This is a genomic window from Janthinobacterium sp. 13 (assembly GCF_002749695.1).
Taxonomy (GTDB): Bacteria; Pseudomonadota; Gammaproteobacteria; order Burkholderiales; family Burkholderiaceae_D; genus Janthinobacterium; species Janthinobacterium kumbetense.
In genome coordinates this window covers 1,045,391-1,071,352 of the sequence record NZ_PEEQ01000001.1, presented here as the reverse complement: position 1 = coordinate 1,071,352, position 25,962 = coordinate 1,045,391, and the positions used below count along the sequence as shown (strand labels likewise).

Below are 25,962 nucleotides of genomic sequence, written 5' to 3'. Positions count from 1 at the left end.
TTATGCTATTTTTAAAAATAAATACACGCAATTGCTATCGTGAAGGCGGTTTTTGGGCGAAAAAGACGCGTGCCCCCTGGAGCAGGGACAGCTGGGACACGCCCCGCGGCAGGCGGGGCGTGGGGAGTGCGATTACATTTTTGCGGCGATCAGTTTGCCGAGGATCGCGATGCCTACACGGATGCGTTCCGGCGGCACCGTCACGAACGACAGGCGCAAGGTGTGCGTTTCCGGCGTGTTGGCGTAGAACGGCGCGCCCGGCACGAAGGCGACCTTGTTGGCGATGGCTTCATCGAGCAGTTGCATCGCATCGATGTGCTTCGGCAGGGTAACCCAGATGAACATGCCGCCTTCAGGCTTGGTCCACGTGACGCCGGCCGGGAAGTGCTCTTCCAGCGCCGACAGCATGGCCTGGCACTGGTTGCCGTACAGGCTGCGGATGCTGGGGATATGCCGGTCCAGGAAGCCATCCTTGATCACTTCATGCACGACCATCTGCGTCAGTTGCGACGTGTGCAGGTCGGCCGCCTGCTTGGCCAGTTCCAGGCGGCGCACCAGCGGCATCGGCGCCACCACGTAGCCGAGGCGGATGCCGGGCGTGAGCACTTTCGAGAACGAGCCCATGTAGATCACGCCGTCCGGATTCATGTTGATCATCTTCGGATACGGCTCGCCGCTGTAGCTCAGGGCGCCGTACGGATCATCTTCAATCAGCGGCAGGCCGTGGCGGGCGCAGGTTTCCACCAGTTCCACGCGGCGCGCCACGGACAGGCTGCGGCCCGTCGGGTTCTGGAAGTTCGGCAGCGCGTACAGCAGGCGCGCGCCATCGGCGACGGGGTTGACCGACGACGGCACCAGGCCTTCGTCATCGGTATCGACGGAAACGAATTCGGGACGGTAGACGGAAAACGCCTGCAGGGCGCCCAGGTAGCTGGGGGTTTCCACCAATACCTTGCTGCCTTCGTCGATCAGGACCTTGCCCAGCAAGTCCAGTGCCTGCTGCGAGCCGGACGTCATCAGCACCTGTTCCGGCATGATGGTGCTGCCGTTGGCGGACAGGGAATCGGCGATCCACTGGCGCAGCGGCAGGTAGCCGTCGGTGGGGCCGTATTGCAGGGCGACCTTGCCATTGTTCGACAGGACCTTGTCGAAGGCGGTCTTCATTTCTTCCACGGGGAAGGTGGCGGGCGAGGGCAGGCCGCCGGCAAACGAGATGATCTCGGGACGCTGCGTGATCTTCAGGATTTCGCGGATGAACGAGCTTTGCAGCTGTTCCGCGCGTTCGGCAAAGCGCCATTGGATCGGATTCGGATTTTCAATTTTCATACGAGTCTCACAGAAGATGCCGAGCTGCGCCGGCTGGATTTGTTGGCCCGCTTGTGGCGGTGCGTGCGCAAGCGGCGCCGGATAGGCGTCGCCATGGTGCTGCGGTATTGTACGGCTTGCACGCCGCTCTGCCCATCCGCACGCGCAACGGCGTTGCAAATGGGCGTCAAGGAGCGTTACTTCAGCTTGCGCCCGATCCCCACCACGGCGATCACGGCGCCCGCAAACAGCAGGCTTTCACCCGTCAGGGGTTCGTGCAGCAGCAGCGCCGCGCCCAGCAGGGTGAGGAAAGGCTGCAGCAACTGCGTCTGTCCCACGCGTGCCACGCCGCCCAGCGCCATGCCCCGGTACCAGAAAAAGAAACCGATAAACATGGAAAACACGGAAATATAGGCAAAGCCCAGCCAGGCCGCGCTGCTGGCCTGCGCCATCAGCGCGCGCTGCGGCCAGGCGTTCCACAGCACCACGGGCAAGACAAATGGCACGGCCAGCAGCAGCGCCCAGGAAATCACATGCTGGCCCGGCATGGCTTGCGCCAGGCGCCCGCCTTCGGCATAGCCGAGTGCGGCCAGCAGTACGGCGGCAAAGATCAGCCAGTCGGCCAGGTGGAAGCTGCCGCCGCCCTGGCGCAGCGCGAAGGCCACCACCAGCGCCGTGCCGAGCAGGGCCATCAGCCAGAAGCCCGGCGATGGGCGCTCCTTGCCGCGCAATACGGCAAACACGGCGGTGGCCAGCGGCAGGATGCCCACCAGCACGGCGCCGTGCGAGGCGGGCAGGCTGCGCATGGCGATCGACGTCAGCCAGGGGAAGCCCAGCACGCAGCCCAGCGACACGAGCGCCAGCGGCAGCCATTGTTCGCGGCGCGGCATAGGCGCGCGCTGCTGCCATAGCCACAGTCCGGCCAGGACGGCGGCCACCAGGGCGCGGCCCAGGGCGACGAAGGTGGGATCGAGTTCAGCCACCGCCAGCCGCGTAAAAGGCAGGGTCAGGCTGAAGAGGGCGACGGCGATCAAGCCCAGCAACAGGCCGGTGCGGTCGGCGCCGAGGCGCGGTGGATGGTTGGAAACGATGGTGCTGGTGTGCGAAGGCATGGGATTCCCGAGGCTGGCGTGACAAGGTATTGGCATGGATTAAACTGCCCGATACTGCTATCCTAGGGTGCAATAGCAATACAGTACAAATACACTTCCACGCATAATTTCACATACTGTGATGGTCATATGAGCAATACACTCCCTTTGCTGTCGCGCGTCTCGGGCGAAACCCTGATCGACCAGATCGTGCGCTCGCTGGCGGCGCGCATCGACGACAAGCTGCTGCGCGGCGGTGCGCGCATGCCGTCGATCCGCCAGTGCGCCGCCAGCCTGAGCGTGTCGTGCGCCACGGTGGTGGCCAGCTACGACAAGCTGGTGGCGCGCGGCTACCTGGAATCGCGGCGCGGCGCCGGCTTTTTCGTGTGCGAGCGCTCGCCGTTGAACACCCCCTTGCCGCCCGCTGGCGCGCAGGATGCGGCGGCGCAGCCGATGGACGTGGTGTGGCTGATCCGTAACATGTTCCGCCAGACGCCGGCCATCCCCGCGCCAGGCTCCGGCATGCTGCCCGCCGAGTGGCTCGATGGCGACCTGGTGGCGCGCGCCTTGCGCGACGTCAGCCGCCAGCCCGGAAGTTTGCTGCTGGGCTACGGCGCGCCGCAGGGTTTCCTGCCGCTGCGCCAGCAGTTGCAGCTGAAGCTGGCGGGGCTGGAAATCGCCTGTCCGCCCGAGCAGATCGTCACCACCGTGGGCGTGATGCAGGCGCTGGACCTGGTGGCGCGCGAGTTTGCCCGCCCCGGCGAAACGATTTTCGTCGACGATCCCGCGTATTGGCTGATGTTCGGCGCTTTTGCCGCCATGGGCATGAATGTCATTGGCATCCCGCGCCTGGCCGACGGCCCCGATATCGCCGTGCTGGCCGAGCTGGCGGCCTTGCACCGTCCCAGGCTGTACGTGATCAATTCGGTGCTGCACAATCCCAGTTCGACGTCGCTGTCGGCGGCCAAGGCTTTCCAGGTGCTGCGCCTGGCCGAACAGCACGATTTCCTCATCGTCGAGGATGACATTTATTGCGACATGCACCCGGGCGGCGCGGTGCAGCCGGCCACCCGCCTGGCCGCGCTGGACCAGCTGCGCCGCGTGATTTACCTGGGCGGCTTTTCCAAGAGCCTGGCGGCGAACCTGCGCGTGGGCTTCATCGCCACCTCTGCGGAGCGGGCGCAGCGCCTGGCCGACCGCAAGATGCTGGCAACGCTCACCACCAGCGACATCGGCGAGCGCGTGGTGTATAAAATCCTCTCGCAGGGGCTGTACCGCAAGCATGCGGAGCGCCTGCGCGCGCGGCTCGACAAGGTGCGCGAGGGCACGTACCGCAAGGTCGAGCAGGCGGGCTTGCGCTTCGCCCCGGCGTCGGCGGGCATGTTCGTATGGGCCGATGCGGGCTGCGACACGAATGTACTGGCCGAAAAGGCGCTGGCCGAGGGGCTGGTGCTGGCGCCGGGCAGCCTGTTTTCGCCGCGCCAGTTGCCGTCGACCCGCATGCGTCTGAACCTGGCCACGGTGCAGGACGAGCGCATCTGGGCGTTTTTCGACCGCGCACTGGGGTAAACTGGACATTGCAGGACATTCGGCTGGGGCTCTTGAAATCGCTTGTACCATCCCCAACTCCGTAGAATCCGTCCCATCCACAAGACTATGAGGTAAAAATGGCTGTCTCCGAAAAGCAAACCCTGGGTTTTCAGACCGAAGTGAAGCAAATGCTGCACCTGATGATCCATTCCCTGTACTCGAACAAGGAAATCTTCCTGCGCGAATTGATCTCGAACGCGTCCGACGCGGCCGACAAGTTACGCTTTGAAGCGATCGATAACGACGCCCTGTACGGCAACGATCACGAATTGAAGATCAAGGTCAGCTTCGACAAGGATGCGCGCACCATCACCATTTCCGACAACGGCATCGGCATGACCCGCGACGAGGCAATCTCGCACCTGGGCACCATCGCCAAGTCGGGCACCAAGGAATTCTTCGGCAAGCTGTCGGGCGACCAGCAGCAGGACGCGGCCCTGATCGGCCAGTTCGGCGTGGGCTTCTATTCGGGCTTCATCGTCGCCGACAAGATCACCGTCGAAACGCGCCGCGCCGGCGTCGACGCCGCCGAGGGCGTGCGCTGGGAATCGGCGGGTGAAGGCGATTACAGCATCGAGACCATCGAAAAAACGGGCCGCGGCACGGACATTATCCTGCACCTGCGCGAAGGCGAAGACGAATTGCTGTCGAGCTGGAAGATCAAGTCCATCATCCGCAAATATTCGGACCATATCTCGCTGCCGATCGTGATGCAGAAGGAAGAGTGGGACGACGAGAAAAAAGAAACTGTCCTGAAAGACGAATTCGAAACCGTCAACCAGGCCAGCGCCCTGTGGGCCCGCAACAAGGCCGACATCACGCCGGAACAGTACGACGAATTCTACAAGCACGTGTCGCACGACTTCCAGTCGCCGCTCACGCACACGCACAACCGCGTGGAAGGCCGCAGCGAGTACACGCAGCTGCTGTACATCCCGGCCAAGGCGCCGTTCGACATGTGGGACCGCAACAAGCGCGGCGGTATCAAGCTGTACGTCAAGCGCGTCTTCATCATGGACGATGCCGAGCAGCTGATGCCGACGTACCTGCGCTTCGTGCGCGGGGTGATCGACTCGGCCGACCTGCCGCTGAACGTATCGCGCGAAATCCTGCAGGAATCGCGTGACGTGAAAGTGATCCGTGAAGGCTCGACCAAGCGCGTGCTGGGCATGCTGGAAGAACTGGCGAACGCGGACGAGCAGGACAAGAAGGACAAGTACGCCGTCTTCTGGAAGGAATTCGGCCAGGTGCTGAAGGAAGGCATCGGCGAAGACGCGGCCAACAAGGAGCGCCTGGCCAAGCTGCTGCGCTTTGCCTCGACGGCCAACGACAGCGACGAGCAAATCACTTCGTTCGCCGACTACGTGGCGCGCATGAAGGAAGGCCAGGACAAGATTTACTACGTCACGGCCGACAATTACGCCGCCGCCAAGAACAGCCCGCACTTGGAAATCTTCCGCAAGAAGGGCGTCGAAGTGCTGCTGCTGACGGACCGTGTCGATGAATGGATGCTGTCGTTTATCCAGGACTTCGAAGGCAAGGAACTGGTCTCCGTGGCAAAAGGTGGCCTGGACCTGGGCGCGCTGGAAGACGAAGCGGAAAAGAAAGAGCACGAAGAAACGGAAACCTCGTACGCCGACCTGGTGGGCAAGATGAAGACCGTGCTGGCCGACAAGGCCAAGGACGTGCGCGTCACGTTCCGCCTGACCGATTCGCCAGCCTGCCTGGTGGCCGATGAAAACGAATTGTCGGGCAACCTGCTGCGCATGCTTAAAGCTGCTGGCCAGAGCGCGCCGGAGTCGAAGCCGATTTTGGAAATCAACCCGAACCACCCGCTGGTGACGCGCCTGAAATACGAAGATGCGGAAGGCGGCAAGTTCGGCGACTGGGCCAACATCCTGTTCGACCAGGCCATGCTGGCCGAAGGCGGTTCGCTGGCCGACCCGGCCAGCTTCGTGAAACGCCTCAACGAATTGCTGCTCAATTCGGCGAAGTAAACACCTTGCTGTTGACGTAAGCAAGCCGGCCCTTTCTGCGTGAAAGGGCCGGCTTTTTTTATGCTACAGTGCGCCATTATTTTATTTTATGGAAAAAGCAATGGCGCATTGCCCGGCATGTGACAGTTCCAACGTTCAACGCCTCTCCATGGTGCATGCCTCCGGCATTTCAGGCACATCGACCCATATGTCGGGCAGGATTGATGGTGATTTCATCCACGGCCATGCGCATACGCGCAGCCAGACCTTGCTGTCACGCCAGGCCGCAGGGCCGACGATGCAGACCCACCAGAAGGCAGGGCTGATCGTGCTGGGCGTGATCATTTTTGTCATCGCCGCCGTCGTCTTTTACCAGGCTGGCGCGAATGGCCTGTTCTGGATCTTCGTGGCAGGGGGCGTCGTCTCCATCGCCTTGTCGCAAACGACCTTCGTCGCCAATTGGGACAAGGAGGCTGCCGCCTTGCAGGACAAATATGCGCGTACCTTCATGTGCCATGCCTGCGGCCACCGCTTCATTCCTGTACTTAGGCAACCGTGAAAATTCGCCTGATGGCGGGCCTGGGCGCGCATGCGCTGGGCTGCCTGCTGTTTATTGCCTTGAGCTGGCTGGGGTTTTACCTGTACACGCAGCTGTTCGGCAGCCTCGGCTCGCGCGGCGTGGCCGGCGGCCTGGCCCTGCTGCTGGTGTTTTACGTGTATGCGGGTACCAACCTGGTGCTGGCGCTGCTGCCGCCCGGCAGGGTGAAGCCGCTGCTGTGCGGCTTGCTGGGCGCGGCCGTGCTCGCGTATCTGTTGCCCCAACATCCGCTACGGGCGATCTACTTCAGCGTGCTGGCGGGCGGCTTGAGCTGGCTGGCCGTGCTGGCCGGCACGCGTTTAAGCGGATACCTGCGCGGCTGACAGGGCGTTGACAAAGGCGGCGACGGCGATGGCGGCCGCTTCCGGCGCTGCCTGCAGCAGCATGTGCGGCGCGGCGATGTCGGCCAGTTGCGCGCCGGGTGCCAGGCGCAGTATCTGCAATGCGTTCGCCGGCGGCACCAGGCGGTCGTGCTGGGCGCGCAGATACAGCACGGGCAGGCTGCCGCGCGCGAAGCTGCGCGAGGCGTCGGTTCCCAGCACGGCGCGCAGGCGCTGGCGCAGCACGCTGGGCGGCACTTGCGCCAGCGCCGCCGCCAGTTCCGCCTGCAGTTGCGGCGTGGAGCAGGGCGCCAGCAGCGCCTGGCGCAGTGCGAAGCCGGGCATGGCGCCGAAGGGCACAAGGCCGAGCAGGTGGCGCAGTGGCGCCAGCATTGGGCGCGGATTGCGCACGAATGAACAGCACAGGATCAGGGCGCGCATGCCGGGCGGCGGATCGGCGCGCAGGGCGGCCCCCAGCGGTCCGGAAAACGATTCGGCCAGCACGACGAAGGGGCGGTCCTGCGGCAAGCGCTCGCGCACGAACGCTTCCAGCGCCGCGTAATCGAGTGGCGCGGCCGGATAGGCGATGGCCAGGGTATCGATGGCGGCCTGCGCGCGCAGGGCGGCGTCAAAGCGGTCGAATAGCCGGGCCGTGCCATCCATGCCGGGCAGGAGGACAAGCAGGGGCGAGGCGTGGGTTGGTGTCGTCATTGCGGCCATCATAGCAGCCGCGCCGGCATATGCGCCGTCCGCCAGCCGCACGGCATGGGCGCTGGCGCCATGCTAGAATCGCCAGCGCGCCCTGCGTGGCCGCAATTGCGGCCAAATCCCCGACAGACAGAATCATGCATATCATTTTTTCGAATTACCGTACTCTGGGCGGCGCTTTGCTGGCAGCGGCCTGCGTCCTTTCCCAGCCCGCCCGCGCCACGGCGGCGCCCTCCGCGCCGGCCGGGAAAAGCCTGTCTTCGCTGCTGGCCGGCGGCCCCTTGCCGCGCCTGAGCGACGATGCGCAGGTGCGGGCCGCCCTGTTCGACTTCTTCGGTTACGCGCGCGGCAGTTACACGGAAGACGATGAATTGCTGCTGGCGCAGGCGCTCGAAGCGATCAGCGAAAAGCGCGACGCCACGCGCACCGTGCTGGCCGACGGCCGCCAGTTACTGGCGTCGATGAATGACCGCAAGCAGGGCCGCGAACGGGGTGCCATGCTGCTCGACAAGCGCGGCGCCATCATCGCTTTTGGCCTCGTCAACGGGCATTGCCACCTCGAGGGCCAGCCGCTGGCGAAAGTCTGCAATCCCGATCCGAGCGCGGTGTTGACGGTGTTCCACCGCAAGGGCATGCTGGTCGGCGAAGCGGCGCCCCTGCTGGCCTGGGCCCGGCAATTGCCGCCCATGCTGGCGCTGATCGCGGGCGACAAGGAAGCGGGCGCCGATGGGCAAAAGATCGCCAGCGTCGAATATGTGCTGGCGCAGCCGGCCCTGCCGGGCTGGAACCGCGCCCAGCTGCCGCCCGCCTATCCGCCGGCGCTGCTGCCGCTGCTGCTCGATAAGTCCACGGTGCTGACGTCGGCCGGCGCGGGCGTGTTTGCCTATCCGCTCACGCTGAAGGGCAAGAAACAGAACAATGTGCTGGACCATGCCGAAGGCCGCCCGCCGCGCGATTTGGAAGTGGCGCTGCGCAGCTATGCCAGTTTCGACACGGTGGTGGAGCGCTACCGCCAGCTGGCCAAGGGCGCCAGGCTGCAGCGCAACGAGCGCACGGCCTACCTCGATGGCGACATGGGACAGGGCAGCTACCGCGTCTACATCCGCAACACGGGCGCGGATGGCGTGATGATTGACGTGGCGCTGTGGCAGCGCAAGCTGGCGGCCGGCCGCTGATTTCAGCCAGGGCGCGCCGGTTCGTAGCCCAGTTGTACCAGTTGCGCGGCGATGGCGTCGTCGCGTGTTTTCCTGCCGGTGCGCAGGCGCGCATGCGTCAGGGACGCGGGCAAGCCATGCGCCAGCAATGCGTCGATGTCGAGCATGGTCTCGGATGCCGACAACTGGCGCAGGGCGGGCAAGGTGGCGAGGCCGGGCAGGTTGTCGAGCGTCTTGCAGGTGTGCAGGTTCAGGCGTTCGAGCACGGGATTGGCCCCCAGCGCGATCTGCCGCAGCTTGATCTGGTCTTCCACCCATAGCGCCTGCAGCAACGGGAAGCGGCCGATATCACCCAGCGTTTCCAGGCCGCGCACGCGTATCACTTCCAGTTTCTTCAACAGCGGCGCCTCGATGTGGGCGAGCGATTCGCGGCCGCCCAGCTGCAACAGCAGCCTGTCCAGGCGGCCCATCTCCGAGATGAAATCCAGCGGCACCTTGTTCTTGATGCGGTACAGCGACAGCTCGTGCAGCGCCGGCAGGCCGGCCAGGGTGTCGATGCGCTGGTGGTGGCCTTCGAGGACCAGGCTGGCCAGGTGCGTATAGTGGCGCAGGGGAGCCAGGTCGATATTGTTCTTTGCCGACTCGCCCAGGTGCAGGTATTCGAGCCCGCGCAAACTCTCCAGCTGCAGGATGTCGGCTTGCGCCAGCTCGTACACGCCCAGGCTCAGGCGCTTGAGATGCCGCAGTTCGCCCAGCGCTTCCAGATGGATGGCTTGCCGGTGGTAATCGATGGACAGGCTGGCCACATGCGGCAGCGCGCGCAGGATGCGGGCATCGAACACCCTCGGGTCATAGCCGTAGATGCGGATGGTCAGCGCCGTGCCGCAGGTGGCGGCCAGGGCGTCGAGGTCGGCCAGCAGCGGTTCCGGCTCGGCCAGGGTATTGAACTGCACCAGCACCTGCTTGCCAGCGGCAATGGCGGCGCGGATCGCCACGGCGTCGATGCGTTCGGGGTTCTGGATGCACTGCGGCCGTTCTGCTTGCGTCATCGTCACAATCCTATGGGGTAGGTTACCTGCCTGGGGGGCGGACAGCCTTCCGGGCCCGGGAACGTCTGCTTGCCCGTGTCATCGTAGCGCTTGCCGCAATCGACGAGCACGCGCTTGCGGAAGGTGTAGATGCTGGCCACCTTGCCGTTCGGGTGGTAGCAGATATTGTCGCCGTCGCGGTCGGCCGACGCGTAGCTGTTCATGGTTTGGCCATTCACCGTGCGCGTGCTGTGGCCGCTGCGCGGCTCCGTGCATTTGAGCTGGCCGCTTTCGTAATACACGTTGAAGACGGAGGTGTCGGCGGCACGGTCGACCAGCAGTTCGTCCTTGCGCTTGCCGTTCGGGTAGTTCTCGTATCCTTCCTGGCGCTGGCCGTACTGGAAGGTGTAGTAAGACTGTGGCTTGCCGTCCGGGTAGTACATGTGGTGGTACTCGCACACGTCGTCGCGCGTGCTGCCGTACTCCTTGAAGGTGCAGCGGTGGATGTCGTTGAGCAGCTGGCCGTCCTCATAGTATTCGCGCAGGTGCGTGAGCAGACGGCCCTGATCGATGACGGCCAGGCGTTCCGGCTTGCCGTTCGGGTAGTAGCGCGCGTCCAGGCCCTGCTTCTTGCCGTTGTCCCACAAGGTGTCGAGGCGCAGGATCTTGCCGCTGTCGTCGAACGCCTGTTCGCGCCCATCGAGCTGGTCGTTGCGGTAGGTGGCCGTGTAGACCACGTATTCCTTGCCCGCCGGGCCCAGATAGCGCGTGCGGCTGCCATCGAGCACGCCGGCCTGGTAGTGGTCGCGCACGCGCAGCGCGCCTTGCGCATCCGTGTCGACTGCCTCGCCCTGTTTTTTGCCCTGCACAAAAGTGACACTTTGCGTGACCTTGTCCTTGAGCCTGAGTTTCCACGGCCCGTCGCGCAAGCCGTCGATAAAGCTGCCGTCGCCGTCTTCCGTGATCCACGCGCCATGGCGCGCGCCGTTGACGTAGTTGCCGCGCGTTTGCAGCTTGCCGCCCATGCTGCGCTCGTGCGGACCATTGAGCTGGCCGCCCGTGTAGGTGTCGAAGCCCGTCACTTCCTCTGCATCGGCATAGTTGACGACCGTCCAGCGGCCTTCGCGCTTGCCGGCCCGGTACATGCCGCTCTCGCTCTGCCTTGGATAATCGAAGCGCCACAGCCCTTCCTGCAAGCCGTTGACGAAATGTCCCTTTTCGCTGCCTTCGTGCATGCCTTCGCGTACCCACAAGCCCTGGCGCTTGCCCTTCACGTACCGGCCCCGTTCGACCACCGAGCCATCGTCCCAGGCCAGGCTGTAAATGACGGACGGGCCGTCTGCGCTGCCCGTGAACTGCCGCGGCGCCGTTTCCCACGTCACTTGCCACAGGCGGTAGTTGGGCAGGATGCCCGCGCCCGCGTCGCTGTACAGGGTGTAGCTGGCCGTCAGGTAGTGGTCACCTTTTTTCAGAAAGGTTTTCTTGTAGGTGATGGCGTCCTTGCCGCCAGCGGCCACGGGCTTGCCGTCATCGCTGTAGTAGCCGACGATGGTGCCTTGCGTGTGGTCGATGGCGTCGAAGTCCGCATTGCCGCTCTTGCCCCGGGCGACGCTGTAGTCCATCGGCGCCAGCTTGGCCAGCGCGGCCTTGACCAGTCCCGCGTTGGGACTGGCGCTTTGCGCCGCGATGCGGTTCAGGGCCGGCTGCAAGCCATCGAGGCGCCGGTATTTGCCGGAACTGCGGTGGTAGCGGTAGGCGCGCAGGCCGTCCTTGCCACCCTGGCGGAACAGCACCAGCATGGTTTGCACGCTGTCGTCCGTTTCCTTGTCCAGCGAGGCGTAGAAGACGGAACGGATGACGGCATTGCCGAACTGGTCGAGCAAAATCGGTTTCGCGCTGCCGCTCTTGCACTCGCAGTAATAGCCGTTGACGCCATCCTTTTCCTTGAGGAAGGCGATATCGAAGCCGCTGTCCTGGGATGCGCTGATGGCGGGATGGGCGAGGCTCTTGCCTTCATAAAAGGGCGCGCCGTGGGCCAGCGCGGAGCAGAGGAGCAAGGGCAGAAGCAGACGTTTCATCGTGTGGCTGGCGCCGGGGCGCCGCAAGGGAAAGGCCACGATTCTGCCTGCGTTCTTACTTGTGGGCAAATATGCGCCTATCGTGCGCAGGTGCGCGCCCTGCGTGTCAGGGTTGGTGCGCGGCGCAGAAGTCCAGCAGCAGCTGCTCGCCGTCCGGCCACGGGCCGTAGCCGGCGTCGCCGTTGATATGGCCGGCGTCGCCGATCAGGGTGAAATCGCTGCCCCAGGCGGCGGCAAATGCGCGTGCGCGCGCGAAGCTGACGTAGGGATCATCGCCGCTGGCGACCACCAGGCTGGGGAACGGCAAGGCTTGCAGCGGCATCGGCGCAAAGCCCGTGGTGCCGGATGGGTAGGAGGGCGCTTCCACATCGCTGGGGGCGACGAGGAAGGCGCCGGCGATCCTGTGCGGCGAGCCGCTGGCCGCCCAGTGGGCCACCAGCGTGCAGGCCAGGCTGTGCGCCACCAGCACGGGCGGGCGCTCGCAGGCGGCGATGGCGCGGTCGAGCTCCGCCACCCATGCGTCCTTGTCCGGCGTCTGCCATTCCCCGTGCGGCACGCGCGACCATTGCGGGTGGCGCGCTTCCCAGTGGGTTTGCCAGTGCTGCGGCCCCGAATTCCACAGGCCGGCCAGGGTCAAGACGAGAGGCGACATCGATGCTCCTTGAGGTTATAGCTCCGTGCGCAGGGCGAACAGCTCCGGGAACAATACCACGTCGAGCATCTTGCGCAAATAGCTCACGCCCGCCGTGCCGCCCGTGCCCGTCTTGAAGCCGATGATGCGCTCCACCGTCGTCACATGGCGGAAGCGCCAGAAGCGGAAGGCCGTTTCCAGGTCCACCAGCTTTTCGGCCAGCTCGTACAGGGCCCAGTGTTTCGACGGGTCGCGGTAGACTTCCAGCCACGCCGCCTTGACCGAGGCGTCGGAGGCGGTCGGCAGGGTCCAGTCGGCGTTCAATCGTTCGGCGGAGATGGGCAAGCCGCTGCGCGCCAGCAGCTTGATGGCTTCATCGTAGACGGAGGGCGCGCGCAGGGCGGCGTCAAGCACCGCATAGGTTTCCGGCGCCGTCGTATGCACGTTGAGCAGGGCGGCGTTCTTGTTCCCCAAAATGAATTCGATTTCGCGGTACTGGAAGGACTGGAAGCCGGACGAGGCGCCCAGGTAGGGGCGGATGGCCGTGTATTCGGGCGGCGTCATGGTGGCCAGCACGTCCCAGGCATGCACCAATTGATCCATGATGCGCGCCACGCGGGCCAGCATCTTGAAGGCGGGGGCCAGGTCGCCGCTTTGCAGGTTGGCGCGCACGGCGTGCATTTCGTGCAGCATCAGCTTCATCCACAATTCGCTCGTCTGGTGCTGCACGATGAACAGCATTTCGTTGTGGTTCGGCGACAGCGGATGCTGGGCCGTGAGGATGCGGTCCAGCGCCAGGTAGTTACCGTAGCTCATAGATTCGCTGAAATCCATCTGCGCGCCATGCCACTGCGCGTCCTGGGCGCCGGCATGCATGGGGCAGCCGCTGGTGTTTTCCTTGTTCATAGTCTTGTCGTCGCTCATGGGGTGGTTCAGGTGACCGCATCGCGCTTGGCGGCGATGTCGTAGGCTCGTGTGTCGAGGATGTCGCGCAGGATTTCCACGGCATCCCATACGTCGGCAAAGCTCGTATACAGGGGCGTGAAGCCGAAGCGCATGATGGCCGGTTCGCGGTAGTCGCCGATCACGCCGCGCGCGATCAGCGCCTGCATCACGGCATAGCCGTGCGGGTGCGTGAAGCTGACCTGGCTGCCGCGCCGCGCATGCTCGCGCGGGGTGACGAGGCCCAGCGGATGGCTGGCGCAGCGCTGTTCCACCAGCGCGATGAACAGGTCCGTCAGGGCCAGCGACTTGCGGCGGATGGCTTCCATGCTCGTTTGCGCAAAGATATCGAGGCCGCATTCGACCAGGGCCAGCGAGAGTATCGGCTGCGTGCCGCACAGGGCGCGGGCGATGCCGTCGGCGGGCGCGAAGTCCGGGTTCATGGCGAACGGCGTGGCGTGGCCCCACCAGCCGGACAAAGGCTGGCGGAAGCGCGCCTGGTGTTTTTCCGGCACCCAGATGAAGGCGGGCGAGCCGGGGCCGCCGTTCAGGTACTTATAGGTGCAGCCGACGGCCAGGTCGGCGCCGGCGCCATTCAGGTCCAGCGGCACGGCGCCGGCCGAATGGGCCAGGTCCCACAGCGCCAGTGCCCCTTGCGCGTGGCAATGGCTGCTGATGGCGGCCATGTCGTGCTGGTAGCCGGTGCGGTAGTTGACGTGCGTGAGCATGGCGACGGCGCAATCGGCGTCGATGGCTTGCGCCAGCTCCTCGGGACTGTCGACCAGGCGCAGCTGGTAACCCCGGTCCAGCCAGGCGGCCAGGCCCTGTGCCATGTACAGGTCGGTGGGGAAGTTGCTGCGTTCGCTGACGATGCTGCGTCGCGCGGCCTGCGCCGGATCGCTGGCCTGCATCTGCAGGGCGGCGGCCAGGGCCTTGAACAGGTTGACGGAGGTGGTGTCGGTGATCACCACTTCGCCCGTGTGCGCGCCGAGCAGCGGGGCCAGGCGGTCGCCCAGGCGCTTGGGCAAGTCGAACCAGCCGGCCGTATTCCAGCTGCGGATCAGGTCCGTGCCCCATTCGGCCGTGATGACGTGCTGGGCGCGGGCCAGGGCCGCTTTCGGCCGCGCGCCCAGGGAATTGCCATCGAGGTAAATCACGCCTTGCGGCAAGTCGAATTGCTGGCGCAGGGGCGCCAGGGGATCGTCGAGGTCGCGCGCGCTGCAGTCATGTCGAGAAATCATGGTGGCTTTCATATTGATACTTGTCTGGATGGCATGATATTGCTTGAGGCTTAAAGTATCACGCGGAAGTGGCAGTGTAGCAAATCCCCGTCGCAAAACGTGTTTCCTGGCATGGACAGGCGGCGAAAAAATGCCTGCTTGTGGGGCGTCAACGAAAAAAATCACGATTTTTAAAAATATTTTCAAATAGCCCTAAAGTTTTGCCAGATGCTGCCGTCAACGATTACATGAACGGCGTCAAACCGACGGAAAAAGAATGCAGCTTTTTTAAATATTTTTCAAAAAAGCCCTAAAGTTCCTGCCAAGGCAGCCGTTATCTCAGTAGGCAGGCTTGATTCTTATCAAGTTGTTGTAAAAAAGTGATATTTTTTACAGGCCAAAAGTCGGGCAAATCCGGCACAGAGCCAACCTCCCACATCCGCGCCGTTGCTGGCGTGCGACCATGATCGAGCAGTGTTTGTCAGACAAACACCTACGATCCCATCCGCTATTCCCCGACCAAAAATACAGCGCTTTGCCTCTGTTGCGTTTAATGTTGCTCCTGCAGAATGTATCTCACTGGCAACACACAACGCCAGCTGAATTCAACGGATTGAGGAGATGGAAATGACTGCTAACGACATGATGGCTGAGATTCGCGACGCTAACCTGAGCTACCTGATGCTGGCCCAGCAAATGATTCGTGCGGACAAAGTAACGGCCATCTTCCGTTTGGGCATTGCCGCCGAAATCGCCGAACTGATCGAGGGCATGAGCAATGCGCAGATCCTGAAACTGGCTGGCGGCAACATGATGCTGGCCCGCTTCCGCTTCGACGACAGCGCCATCCTGGGCATGTTGACGAACTACAATAAAGACCGCTCGCTGGCCCAGTCCCATGCTGCCATTCTGATGGCCGGCCAGGGTGTCGAAGAAATCGCTTAAGGTTCCCATCAAAACGTCCATGGCGGTGTTGCATTGCCTCGCCGTACATTTGTACTGTCTTCGGCAACGCGCCTTGCCCTGAACATTTTTCTGGCAACCTTGTTAGGCAGTATCAGTCAGTATCAGTCAGTAGTGGAGTACACAGCATGGCCAAGAAAAGTGTCGTATCGGAAGCGCAGGAAATCCAGCTGGCCATCGAATTGATACAGCTGGGCGCCCGTTTGCAACTGCTGGAGACCGAAGTCTCGCTGTCGCGCGAACGCCTGCTGAATCTGTACAAGGAATTGAAGGGCGTCTCGCCGCCCAAGGGCATGCTGCCGTTTTCCACCGACTGGTTCATCACCTGGCAACCGAATATCCATTCCTCGCTGTTCATCAATATCCACAAATTCCTCGTCGACCACGCCGGCGCCACCGGCATCGAAGCCGTGATGAAGGCATATAAGCTGTATCTGGAGCAGATGCCGCCCGAAGCGGGTGAAGAGCCCCTGCTGTCGCTGACGCGGGCCTGGACCCTGGTGCGCTTTTTCAGCAGCAAGATGCTGGACATGGCGCCCTGCGGCAAGTGCGGCGGCAAGTTTGTCGTCAACTGCCTCGATCTGAACGCCGATTATGTATGCGGCCTGTGCCACATGCCTTCGCGTGCCGGCAAGACCAAGAAGGCGCGCGATGAAGCGGCCGCTGTCGCGCCGCCAGGTGTCGCCGCCTGATGTTGCTTCAATAGCTGCCCGAATAATAGCCTCAGTGAAAACCGGAGCGGTCGCCAGACCGGACTCCGGTTTTTTCATGGTGCTTTCGCTTACACTGGCGTTTTCCTCCTTTGACTGTCCCATGCTGCAACAAATCCTGCGCGCGCCCGCGCTCAAGGCCATCCTGATCCAGGTGCTGGCCTTTCCCTTGATGTTGCTATTGGTATATGGTCTGGCGCGTGCCGGCGTGGCCATGTCGTTGCCGGCCGTGGCGTTGGTGCAGGGCGTGCTGGCGGCACTTATCACGTGGCGCGCGGGACTGGCGCGCTGGTGGTGCGCCATCGGCCTGCTGTTTGCGCCTGCCTTGCTGGCGGCCAGCCTGCTCGATTTGCCGCCGGCCGTGTTCCTGGCGGCCTTTGTCTTCCTGCTGAGTTTGTACTGGTCGACGTTTCGCACGCAAGTGCCGTTTTATCCGTCGGGGCCGAAGGTGTGGCAGGCGGTGGCCGAGCTGATCGCGGACCGTCCCGGCGTGCGCCTGGTCGATATCGGCAGCGGCCTGGGTGGACTGGTGCTGGACCTGGCGCGGCGCCGGCCCGACGGGCAGTTTTCCGGCATCGAGCTGGCGCCGCTGCCGTGGCTGGCAAGCCGCTTGCGCGCAGGACTGGCGGGCAGCCGCGCGCGCTTCCTGCGCGGCGACTACGAGGCGCTCGATTTCGGCCGCTACGATGCCGTCTTTGCCTACCTGTCGCCGGCGGCGATGGCGGCCCTGTGGCGCAAGGCGGAAAGGGAAATGTTGCCCGGTAGCATGCTTCTTAGTTACGAATTCCAGATTGCGGCACGCGAGCCCGATAAGACCATTGCCGCCACAGAGGGTGGCCCTTTACTTTACATATGGTGCTTTTAAGCAATTGTCTGCGTTATTTGCTTGCCCGTCGGGCAATCTCACGTTATTGTAGTTCCACACGGCATTTTCTCGGAATTGCATTGAAAAGCAGCGCATTTCAATTAACTTCCGGTTGCTTTTTTTTGCCGCTGTCTTTGCCGGCGGCGCAGCCGCCAGAAGACAGGAACAGGTTTGAACATGCCGGGCATACAGCCCCGGCCATTATTGGGAGTCAGGGCACTTGTTAGTCATAATCGGATACATCATCGTCTGCGCCTCGGTCTTTGGCGGCTTCGCGTTGGCCGGCGGCCATCTGGCGGCGCTGTTCCAGCCGCTGGAGCTGCTGATGATCGGCGGCGCCGCCCTGGGCGCCTTCCTTGTTGGTAACAATAACAAGGCCATCAAGGCGACGATCGCCGCCTTGCCCAGCCTGTTCAAGGGTTCGCGCTATACCAAAGAACTGTACATGGAACTGATGTCGCTGCTGTTCGAAGTGCTCAGCAAAGTGCGCAAGGAAGGCTTGATGTCGATTGAAGGCGATATCGACAAGCCAGAGGAAAGCCCCCTGTTTTCCAAGTATCCGGCCGTGCTGGCCGACCACCACATCGTCGAATTCATGACCGATTACCTGCGCCTGATGGTGTCGGGCAATATGGATGCGTTCCAGATCGAAAACCTGATGGACAACGAAATCGAAACGCACCATCACGAAGGCGCCGTGCCGGCCCACGTGATCGCCAAGGTGGGCGATGGCTTGCCCGCCTTCGGTATCGTCGCCGCCGTGATGGGCGTGGTGCACACGATGGAATCGGTGGGTATCCCGCCAGCCGAGCTGGGCATGCTGATCGCGCATGCGCTGGTCGGCACTTTCCTCGGCATCTTGCTGGCGTATGGTTTCGTCGGCCCCCTGGCCAGCCTGCTGGAGCAGAAGCTGGAAGAGTCGAGCAAGATGTTCCAGTGCGTGAAAGTGACCCTGCTGGCCAGCCTGAACGGCTATGCGCCGGCGCTGGCCGTGGAGTTCGGCCGCAAGGTCCTGTTCTCGACCGAGCGCCCGACGTTCAATGAGCTGGAAGACCACATCAAGAAATCGAAAACGAAGTAAGCAGTGAATATACGCCTGGACACCATGAGTCATTTGCAGCACACGGAAGGGGGACGCCATGGCCGATGAAGGCATGCGCCCGATTATCGTCAAGCGTATCAAGAAGACGGCTGGCGGACACCATGGCGGGGCGTGGAAAATCGCCTACGCCGACTTTGTCACGGCCATGATGGCCTTCTTCCTGCTGATGTGGCTGCTGGGCTCCACCTCGAAGGGCGACTTGAACGGCATTTCCGAATTCTTCAAGACACCCTTGAAAGTGGCGATGGCGGGCGGTTCCGGCAGCGGCGAAAGCAATTCCGTTATCCAGGGCGGCGGCCAGGACCTGTCGCGCCAGGATGGGCAAGTGCGCAAGGCGCAGGAAGAGCAGCAGCGCAAGTCGTTCGACCTCAATTCCGCCAAGGCCGCGCTCGAACGCGAAGAGGGCAAGCGCCTGCAGGCGCTCAAGGCGCGCATCGAAGCGACCATCGACGCCAATCCCCTGCTGAAAAAATACAAGAACCAGTTGCTGCTCGATATCACCAGCGAAGGCTTGCGCATCCAGATCGTCGACGAGCAGAACCGTCCGATGTTTGCGCTCGCCAATGCGAATCTGCAACCGTACACCAAGGAAATCCTGCACGCCATCGGCTCCGTGCTCAATGAAGTGCCGAACCGCATCGGCCTGTCCGGCCATACGGATTCGACGCCCTACATGAGCGATGCCGGCTACAGCAACTGGGAATTGTCGGCCGACCGCGCGAACGCGTCGCGGCGCGAACTGGTGATTGGCGGCATGAAGGAAGAGAAAGTATTGCGCGTGGTGGGGCTGGGCTCGGCCGCCCACTTGGACAAGCTCGACCCCTTCAATCCGATCAACCGGCGCATCAGCATCATCGTCATGAACAAACGCACGGAAGAAAATGTCCTGCGCGATGGCTCGGCGATCGAGCTGCCGGTGACCGATGCCGCTGCCGCCGCCGTCGCTTCTGGGCTGGCGGCCGGTGCGCCGCCCGCGGCGGCGCCAGCCCCCAGCCCGGTAGCGGCGAAAAAATAACACGCAAGGCTGTCGACGCGTGGTGTATTGAAACAATGAGACCTTTATGACAAGAAAGAAAATACTTGGCTCGCATGTAAAGCGCCTGCTGTCTGGCGTGTCGGACCATGGCCGCAAGCACTTGACGGAGGTGGAAACCGACCTGGTGCAGACCGGCATCTTGCTGGAAGAGGCGATCGAGAAGCTGTCCTTCAATTTCATGGCGATACACGCAGCTGTTGCTGCGCAGCAAGATACCATCGCCCTGCTGCTCGACGGCGGTATTCCGGCCGAGCAGCAGCGGGAAAAACTGCTGGCGTTGCAGGATGAGGTGGGGGGCTACGTGAATGCCGCCATCACCAGCCTGCAGTTCCAGGACATGACCAGCCAGCTGATCGAGCGCACCTTGAAGCGCGTGACGGGCTTGCGCGAGTTCCTCGGAACCCTGGGCTCGCATGGCGCGGAGATGTTGCCGGAGAGCGACAATGAAGAAATTGTCGCCTTGCTGGGGCGGGTCAGCATGGCGCTGGCGATTCAAAGCCTGGAGTTGCGCAGCGTGCTGCGCAAGGCTGTCAGTCAACAGCATTTGGAAAGTGGCGACATCGAGCTGTTCTAGCATGCCAGTGCGGAACGCTTGTGGTTGCATGGATTGATTAATCAAATACTCGGGCAGGATGCCCGGAATAAGTGGGAGCAAAGATGGCCAAAACGATACTTGCAGTGGACGATTCCAGCTCATTGCGCCAGATGGTGGCGTTCAGCCTGAAAGCCGCCGGTTACCAGGTGGTGGAGGCCGTCGACGGCCAGGATGGACTGGAAAAAGCCAAGCTGCAAACCGTGGACCTGGTATTGACGGACCAGAACATGCCGCGCATGGATGGCCTGGAGCTGATCAAGCTGCTGCGCGAACTGCCGACCTACCAGAAGGTACCCATCTTGATGCTGACGACTGAGTCGTCGGACGAGATGAAATCGAAGGGACGTGCCGCCGGCGCCAATGGCTGGCTGGTCAAGCCGTTCGATCCGCAACGCCTGATCGAAGTGGTCAAGAAGGTGATCGGCTGATGCCAGCCGCGCAGCACAACGATGCAATTGACGGAGTCACCCTATGACCATCGATATTAGCCAGTTTTTTCAGGTCTTTTTCGATGAGGCCGAAGAACTGCTGGCTGAAAAAGAACGGCTGCTGCTGGCCGTTGATATTGCGGCGCCCGACGCCGAAGACCTGAATGCCATTTTCCGCACCGCCCATTCGATCAAGGGCGGCGCATCGACGTTCGGCCTCTCCGACATGAGCGAGGTGACGCACATCCTCGAGTCGCTGCTCGACCGCATCCGCCAGGGCCAGATGGCCCTGACGGCGGAACACGTCGACGCCTTTTTGGCGGCCAAGGATATCCTCAAGATGCAGCTCGACGGCCACCGCCTGGGCAGCGCCGTCGACCAGGATGCCGTGGCCAATGTGCGCATGATGCTGCAGTCGTTCTCGCAGGACGTGCCCGTGGCCGCCCTCACGCCCGTCGCGCCGGCTTTCCATACGGCGGAAAAGGCCGCCGTCAGTCATGCCGGCGGCCATCGCATCCGCCTGGAGCTGCCGGCCATGGAGCCGCGCGAAGTCGATGCGCTGGCGGCCGAACTGGGCTTGCTGGGCGACGTCGTGGTATCAAGCCTGCCCGACGCGCGCAAGGTGCTGGAAGTGACGACGCATGAAAGCCTGGACGATATCCTGGCCATCTGCTCCTTCGTGCTCAATCCGGACGACATGGTGATCACGCAGGCGCCGCCACTGGCGCCAGGCGAAGCCGAAGCGGCCCGCGCGGCGCAGGAAAAAGCCCAGGGCTACGGCTTCTTCGACCCGCTGCCAGGCGCGCAGGGCGCGGCCGATCCCGGTTACGGCTTCTTCCAGCCGCTCGAGGACATCCGCGCCGCCGCAGGCGTGCAGACCGAGGCCGAACAGGGCTACGGTTTCTTCCAGCCGCTCGAACAGATTCGCGCCGACGCGGCCAAGGCGGGCAACGCCGGCGCCGCGGCCACGCCGGTCGTGGCCAGCGCCGTGGCCGAAGCGGAGCAGGAAAAGAAACCGGCCAAGAAAGAGGGCGACAAGGCCGGCGCCGAGTCGTCGTCGATCCGCGTCTCGATCGAAAAAGTCGACCAGCTGATCAACCTGGTGGGTGAACTGGTGATCACGCAGGCGATGATCGAGCAGCGCGCCAGCGCGCTCGACCCGATGCTGCATGAAAAACTCCTCGACAGCGTCAGCCACCTGACGCGCAATACGCGCGACTTGCAGGAAGCGGTGATGTCGATCCGCATGATGCCGATGGATTTCGTCTTTTCGCGCTTCCCGCGCATGGTGCGCGACCTGGCGACGAAACTGGGCAAGAAGGTCGACTTCATCACCAATGGCGCCGCCACGGAGCTGGACAAGGGCCTCATCGAGCGCATTGTCGATCCGCTCACGCACCTGGTGCGCAACAGTATCGACCATGGCGTGGAAATGCCGGCCGCCCGCGTGGCCGCCGGCAAGACCGAGGCTGGCCGTTTGTTCCTTTCGGCCAGCCACCAGGGCGGCAACATCATCATCGAAGTATCCGATGACGGCGCGGGCCTGAACCGCGAGCGCATCCTGGCCAAGGCCGCGCAGCAGGGCCTGGATGTGTCCGAGACGATGAGCGACGCCGACGTGTGGCAGCTGATTTTCGCGCCCGGCTTTTCCACTGCCGAAGCGGTCACCGACGTGTCGGGCCGCGGCGTGGGCATGGATGTCGTCAAGCGCAATATCAGCGCCATGGGCGGCGTCGTCGACATCCGTTCGGCGAAGGGTTTCGGCACGACGATTTCCATCTCGCTGCCGCTGACCCTGGCCATCCTGGACGGCATGTCGATTCGCGTCGGCGACGAAGTGTATATTTTGCCTCTGGGCTTTGTCATCGAATCGCTGCAACCGGCCGTTGAGGATATCAAGGACATCAGTGGCAAGGGCCAGGTGGTGAAAGTGCGCGGCGAATACCTGCCCTTGATCCCGCTGTACCAGATGTTCGACATCGCGCCGCGCTTTACCAGTCCCTCGGAAGGCATCTGCGTGATCCTCGAGACGGAAGGGCGCAAGGCGGCCCTGTTTGTCGACGACCTGGTGGGACAGCAGCAGGTCGTGGTGAAAAACCTCGAATCGAATTACCGCAAGGTGGTGGGCATTTCCGGCGCCACCATCCTGGGCGATGGCGGCGTGTCGCTGATTCTCGATGTCGCCGCCCTGATCCGTTCCTCTCGCCAGCTGGCCGACGAGTCCATTTTTTCGTAATACCGATAGATAAAGATAGGAAAACGCACCATGTCAGATACTCAACAAACATCCGGAAGCAATGCGGGCGACGGCAAGGACATCGCCGGCCGTGAATTCCTGGCCTTCACCCTGGGCTCCGAAGAGTACGGCATCGATATCCTGAAGGTTCAGGAAATCCGCGGTTATGAAGCGGTCACCCGCATCGCCAACGCGCCAGAATTCATCAAGGGCGTGATCAACCTGCGCGGCATCATCATCCCCGTGGTCGACATGCGCATCAAGTTCAACCTGGGCACGCCCGTGTACGACCAGTTCACGGTGGTGATCATCCTGAACATCGGCGGGCGCATCGTCGGCATGGTGGTCGACAGCGTTTCCGACGTCACCACGCTGACGCCGGAGCAGGTGAAGCCGGCGCCGGAAATGGGTACCGCCTTCTCGACCGACTACATGATCGGCCTGGGCACCATCGACGAGCGCATGCTGATCCTGGTCGATATCGACAAGCTGATGTCGAGCAGCGAGATGGGCCTGATCGACAAGCTGGCGGCGTAAGCGGCAGCAAGGCGGCGCCCGGTGCGCCGCCGTTTTGGCACGCAAAGAATCACTACAGATATGCATGTACCGGTGCGACTAGAGGCGCGCCGGCAGGCTGCAAGGTCCGTCAGAGACCAGGCCATAACACGGCGCCGTCCGGTTGAACGGGCGCCGTTCACATAAATATTGGAGACTGTAATGAGTTTGCGCGATTTCAAGATAGGCACCCGGCTGGGGATAGGTTTTGGCAGCATCCTCGCCATCCTGGTGGTAGTGATCGTTTCGGCGAATGCACTGAATTACCGTAACAAGGCCCAGTTGCTCACGGGTCTGGAGCTGGCAAGCGAAAAGAATACGCAGGCGTCGCTGATGAAAAGCGCGATGCTGGAAACGGGTATCGCCATGCGCAATATCGGCCTGCAGGGCGATGTGGGGCTGATGCAGGTGGAAGAGGGCAAGGTGCGCGAGCAGCGCAAGCTGTACGACGGCGCGCGCGGCAAGCTGGCCAGCCTGGGGCTGTCCGAGGGCGAGAAGGCGCTGCTGGCCAATATCGCCAAGGTTGACGGCGAAGTCGATGCCGCTTTCAAGGAAGCGATGGGGCAGGTACTGGCGTTTAACAGCGAGGGCGCGGCGAAGGTGATTGCCACCCGCATCGATCCCTTGAACAAGACGACCCTGGCCGACATCAACAAGCTGCTCGACTTGCAGCATGTGGCGCAGCAAAGCTTCATGGACGACTCGCTGGCGGCCGATGCGCGCCTGATGACGGTGTTGTTCATCCTGGGTGGCGCAGCGGTGGCGATCGGCGCCTGGTGCGCCATCTTCATCACGCGTTCGATCACGGTGCCGTTGTCCGGCGCCCTGGCCGTGGCGCAGAAGGTGGCTGCCGGCGAGCTGACGGCGCGCGTGGTGGTCGAAGGCAAGGATGAAACGAGCGCCCTGCAGCAGGCGCTCAAGGACATGAACGAGAGCCTGGTGCAGACGGTCAGCGACGTGCGCCAGGGAACGGATACGATTACCGTGGCGTCGCGCGAGATCGCCAGCGGCAATGCGGACCTGTCGGCGCGTACGGAAACGCAGGCCAGTTCGCTCGAAGAGACGGCATCGTCGATGGAAGAACTGACGTCGACCGTGAAGCAGAACGCGGACAACGCGCGCCAGGCCAACCAGCTGGCCGTGTCGGCGTCGTCAGTGGCGGAGCAGGGCGGCAAGGTGGTGGCGCAAGTGGTCGATACCATGGGCTCCATCAAGGACAGTTCGCGCAAGATCGTCGATATTATCGGCGTCATCGACGGCATCGCGTTCCAGACGAATATCCTGGCCTTGAATGCGGCCGTCGAAGCGGCGCGCGCAGGCGAGCAGGGGCGCGGCTTTGCGGTGGTGGCGTCGGAAGTGCGCAACCTGGCGCAGCGTTCGGCTGGCGCGGCGAAAGAGATCAAGGGCCTGATCGGCGACTCGGTCGACAAGGTCGATGCTGGCAGCCGCCTGGTGGACGAGGCGGGGCAGACCATGGGCCTGATCGTCACGTCGATCCGGCAGGTGGCCGACATCATGGGCGAGATCACGGCGGCAACGCAGGAACAGAGCCATGGCATCGAGGAAGTGAACCAGGCCATCGCGCAGATGGACCAGATGACGCAGCAGAACGCGGCGCTGGTCGAGGAAGCGGCGGCGGCGGCCGAAAGCATGCAGGACCAGGCGCAGAAACTGGCCGATGCCGTCAGCATCTTCAAGCTCGATGGCGAGAGCGCGGCGCAGGCGGCCGTGCCCGCACCCGCGCCAGTAGTCAAGATGGCTGCACGGCCGGTACCGAGTGTGGCGGCAAATACACGGCGGTTGGCAAAGACGGCGCAAGCCGGCACGCCACCGCCCGCGAAAAAGCTGGCGGCGGCCGGCGGCGACGATTGGGAAGAGTTCTGACGCCAACCCGGTCCCGCTAGTTATACTTGCAAAGGCATTGGTCAGAGTAGTCATAGAGAGGTAAAAACAAAATGCCGCAAACTAAAACGGATTCGGTCAAGGAATTTGATTTCACTGGCAAGGACTTTGAACGGGTCCGCGCCATGATTTACAAGCGGGCCGGCATCGCGCTGGCCGACAGCAAGCAGGAGATGGTCTACAGTCGCCTGGCGCGACGCCTGCGCGCGACCGGCATCTCCTCGTTCGTCCGCTACCTGGACGACCTGGAAGCGGGCCGCATGGGCGATGAGTGGGAAGCGTTCACGAATGCGCTGACGACCAACCTGACGTCGTTCTTCCGCGAGGCGCATCACTTTCCGCTGCTGGCCGAGCATGTGAAGAAACTGAGCGGGCCGATCACCATCTGGTGTTCGGCCAGTTCCACCGGCGAGGAGCCGTATTCGATCGCCATGACGGTGTGCGAGGCATTCAATACGCTCACGCCGCCCGTCACCATCATCGCCACGGACATCGACACGAACGTGCTGGCCACGGCCGCCAATGGCGTCTACAACCTGGACCGGCTCGACAAGATGCCGGCCGATCGTGCGCGGCGCTTTTTCTTGCGCGGCAAGGGCGATCGCGAGGGGCAGGTGCGGGTGCGCCCGGAACTGCGCCAGATGATCACCTTCAAGCCGCTCAACCTGCTGGCCGACAGCTGGCCGGTGACGGGCCAGTTCGACGTCATCTTTTGCCGTAACGTGATGATTTATTTTGACAAGGCGACGCAGCGCAAGATCCTGTCGCGCTTTGTGCCGTTGATGAAGCCGGATGCCCTGCTGTTTGCGGGCCATTCGGAGAATTTTCTGTACGTGTCGGATTCATTGAAGCTGCGCGGTAAAACAGTCTATGAGCTCGATCAGCCTCGGGGCGCCGCGCCCAAGGCATCGTCGCATCGTACATGAGAG

The 25,962-nt window shown here is 63.0% G+C and carries 24 protein-coding genes; 16 read left to right on the top strand and 8 right to left on the bottom strand.

What is annotated here, in order from left to right; all coding sequences use genetic code 11:
• Positions 1 to 132 precede the first annotated feature (132 nt).
• Both CLU94_RS04555 and CLU94_RS04550 read right to left on the bottom strand, forming a co-directional pair.
• Complete coding sequence (locus CLU94_RS04555; protein ID WP_099664766.1) at positions 133 to 1,326, bottom strand: aminotransferase-like domain-containing protein; 1,194 nt, start codon at positions 1,324 to 1,326, stop codon at positions 133 to 135.
• Between the two features lie 176 nt (positions 1,327 to 1,502).
• A complete protein-coding gene (locus tag CLU94_RS04550) occupies positions 1,503 to 2,417 on the bottom strand; it encodes a DMT family transporter (protein ID WP_099664765.1) in 915 nt (304 codons plus the stop codon).
• Positions 2,418 to 2,546: 129 nt separating this feature from the next.
• On the opposite strand from CLU94_RS04550, the gene CLU94_RS04545 reads away from it, so the two are divergent.
• The 4 genes from CLU94_RS04545 (at position 2,547) to CLU94_RS04530 (ending at position 6,883) form a co-directional block, all read left to right on the top strand.
• Positions 2,547 to 3,965: an aminotransferase-like domain-containing protein gene (locus tag CLU94_RS04545; RefSeq protein ID WP_257218675.1), complete on the top strand. Its 1,419-nt coding sequence runs from the start codon at positions 2,547 to 2,549 to the stop codon at positions 3,963 to 3,965.
• Positions 3,966 to 4,063: 98 nt separating this feature from the next.
• Positions 4,064 to 5,983: a molecular chaperone HtpG gene (gene htpG / locus CLU94_RS04540; RefSeq protein WP_099664763.1), complete on the top strand. Its 1,920-nt coding sequence runs from the start codon at positions 4,064 to 4,066 to the stop codon at positions 5,981 to 5,983.
• A gap of 187 nt (positions 5,984 to 6,170) precedes the next feature.
• Complete coding sequence (locus tag CLU94_RS04535) at positions 6,171 to 6,521, top strand: hypothetical protein (RefSeq protein WP_099664762.1); 351 nt, start codon at positions 6,171 to 6,173, stop codon at positions 6,519 to 6,521.
• A complete protein-coding gene (locus CLU94_RS04530) occupies positions 6,518 to 6,883 on the top strand; it encodes a hypothetical protein (protein WP_099664761.1) in 366 nt (121 codons plus the stop codon). Before CLU94_RS04535 ends, CLU94_RS04530 begins: the two co-directional genes overlap by 4 nt.
• Here the strand turns inward: CLU94_RS04530 and CLU94_RS04525 are convergent.
• The gene (locus CLU94_RS04525) at positions 6,860 to 7,591 is read right to left on the bottom strand and encodes an alpha/beta fold hydrolase (RefSeq protein ID WP_099668162.1); all 732 of its coding nucleotides are present in this window, start codon (positions 7,589 to 7,591) and stop codon (positions 6,860 to 6,862) included. The genes CLU94_RS04530 and CLU94_RS04525 overlap by 24 nt on opposite strands.
• A 134-nt stretch (positions 7,592 to 7,725) precedes the next feature.
• Here CLU94_RS04525 and CLU94_RS04520 point away from each other — a divergent pair, with 134 nt between their 5' ends.
• Positions 7,726 to 8,763 (top strand): hypothetical protein, encoded by a 1,038-nt coding sequence (locus CLU94_RS04520; protein WP_099664760.1) that lies wholly within the window; start codon positions 7,726 to 7,728, stop codon positions 8,761 to 8,763.
• Between the two features lie 2 nt (positions 8,764 to 8,765).
• Here CLU94_RS04520 and CLU94_RS04515 read toward each other — a convergent pair whose 3' ends face one another.
• From CLU94_RS04515 to kynU, 5 genes are all read right to left on the bottom strand, one after another.
• Positions 8,766 to 9,791: a hypothetical protein gene (locus CLU94_RS04515; protein WP_099664759.1), complete on the bottom strand. Its 1,026-nt coding sequence runs from the start codon at positions 9,789 to 9,791 to the stop codon at positions 8,766 to 8,768.
• Between the two features lie 2 nt (positions 9,792 to 9,793).
• Positions 9,794 to 11,848 carry a toxin-antitoxin system YwqK family antitoxin gene (locus CLU94_RS04510; RefSeq protein WP_143451343.1) on the bottom strand — a complete coding sequence of 685 codons (2,055 nt, stop codon included), beginning with the start codon at positions 11,846 to 11,848 and terminating at the stop codon, positions 9,794 to 9,796.
• A gap of 106 nt (positions 11,849 to 11,954) precedes the next feature.
• A complete protein-coding gene (locus tag CLU94_RS04505; RefSeq protein WP_099664757.1) occupies positions 11,955 to 12,500 on the bottom strand; it encodes an RBBP9/YdeN family alpha/beta hydrolase in 546 nt (181 codons plus the stop codon).
• Positions 12,501 to 12,515: 15 nt separating this feature from the next.
• Positions 12,516 to 13,403 (bottom strand): tryptophan 2,3-dioxygenase, encoded by an 888-nt coding sequence (gene kynA / locus CLU94_RS04500; RefSeq protein ID WP_099664756.1) that lies wholly within the window; start codon positions 13,401 to 13,403, stop codon positions 12,516 to 12,518.
• Positions 13,404 to 13,411: 8 nt separating this feature from the next.
• A complete protein-coding gene (gene kynU / locus CLU94_RS04495; RefSeq protein WP_099664755.1) occupies positions 13,412 to 14,662 on the bottom strand; it encodes a kynureninase in 1,251 nt (416 codons plus the stop codon).
• A 606-nt stretch (positions 14,663 to 15,268) separates the two neighbouring features.
• Between kynU and flhD the strand changes: the two genes are divergently transcribed.
• The 11 genes from flhD to CLU94_RS04440 all read left to right on the top strand — a co-directional run bounded on the left by flhD (position 15,269) and on the right by CLU94_RS04440 (position 25,959).
• The gene (flhD, locus tag CLU94_RS04490; protein WP_034758381.1) at positions 15,269 to 15,586 is read left to right on the top strand and encodes a flagellar transcriptional regulator FlhD; all 318 of its coding nucleotides are present in this window, start codon (positions 15,269 to 15,271) and stop codon (positions 15,584 to 15,586) included.
• Positions 15,587 to 15,732: 146 nt separating this feature from the next.
• Positions 15,733 to 16,296 (top strand): flagellar transcriptional regulator FlhC, encoded by a 564-nt coding sequence (gene flhC, locus CLU94_RS04485; protein WP_099664754.1) that lies wholly within the window; start codon positions 15,733 to 15,735, stop codon positions 16,294 to 16,296.
• A 121-nt stretch (positions 16,297 to 16,417) separates the two neighbouring features.
• On the top strand, positions 16,418 to 17,179 hold the full coding sequence (locus CLU94_RS04480) for a class I SAM-dependent methyltransferase (protein ID WP_099664753.1): 762 nt from the start codon (positions 16,418 to 16,420) through the stop codon (positions 17,177 to 17,179).
• A 220-nt stretch (positions 17,180 to 17,399) separates the two neighbouring features.
• Entirely contained in the window at positions 17,400 to 18,260 is an 861-nt protein-coding gene (motA, locus tag CLU94_RS04475; protein WP_077401985.1) for a flagellar motor stator protein MotA, read from the top strand.
• A 58-nt stretch (positions 18,261 to 18,318) separates the two neighbouring features.
• On the top strand, positions 18,319 to 19,296 hold the full coding sequence (motB, locus tag CLU94_RS04470) for a flagellar motor protein MotB (protein WP_077401988.1): 978 nt from the start codon (positions 18,319 to 18,321) through the stop codon (positions 19,294 to 19,296).
• 46 nt (positions 19,297 to 19,342) lie between these two features.
• On the top strand, positions 19,343 to 19,891 hold the full coding sequence (locus tag CLU94_RS04465; RefSeq protein ID WP_077401991.1) for a chemotaxis protein: 549 nt from the start codon (positions 19,343 to 19,345) through the stop codon (positions 19,889 to 19,891).
• An 83-nt stretch (positions 19,892 to 19,974) separates the two neighbouring features.
• Positions 19,975 to 20,340 (top strand): response regulator, encoded by a 366-nt coding sequence (locus tag CLU94_RS04460; RefSeq protein WP_034758362.1) that lies wholly within the window; start codon positions 19,975 to 19,977, stop codon positions 20,338 to 20,340.
• Positions 20,341 to 20,383: 43 nt separating this feature from the next.
• Positions 20,384 to 22,576, top strand: a complete 2,193-nt coding sequence (gene cheA, locus CLU94_RS04455; protein ID WP_099664752.1) for a chemotaxis protein CheA — start codon at positions 20,384 to 20,386, stop codon at positions 22,574 to 22,576.
• A 30-nt stretch (positions 22,577 to 22,606) separates the two neighbouring features.
• Positions 22,607 to 23,113: a chemotaxis protein CheW gene (locus CLU94_RS04450; RefSeq protein ID WP_034758356.1), complete on the top strand. Its 507-nt coding sequence runs from the start codon at positions 22,607 to 22,609 to the stop codon at positions 23,111 to 23,113.
• Positions 23,114 to 23,293: 180 nt separating this feature from the next.
• A complete protein-coding gene (locus CLU94_RS04445; protein WP_099664751.1) occupies positions 23,294 to 25,015 on the top strand; it encodes a methyl-accepting chemotaxis protein in 1,722 nt (573 codons plus the stop codon).
• Positions 25,016 to 25,086: 71 nt separating this feature from the next.
• Entirely contained in the window at positions 25,087 to 25,959 is an 873-nt protein-coding gene (locus tag CLU94_RS04440; RefSeq protein ID WP_099664750.1) for a CheR family methyltransferase, read from the top strand.
• Positions 25,960 to 25,962 lie beyond the last annotated feature (3 nt).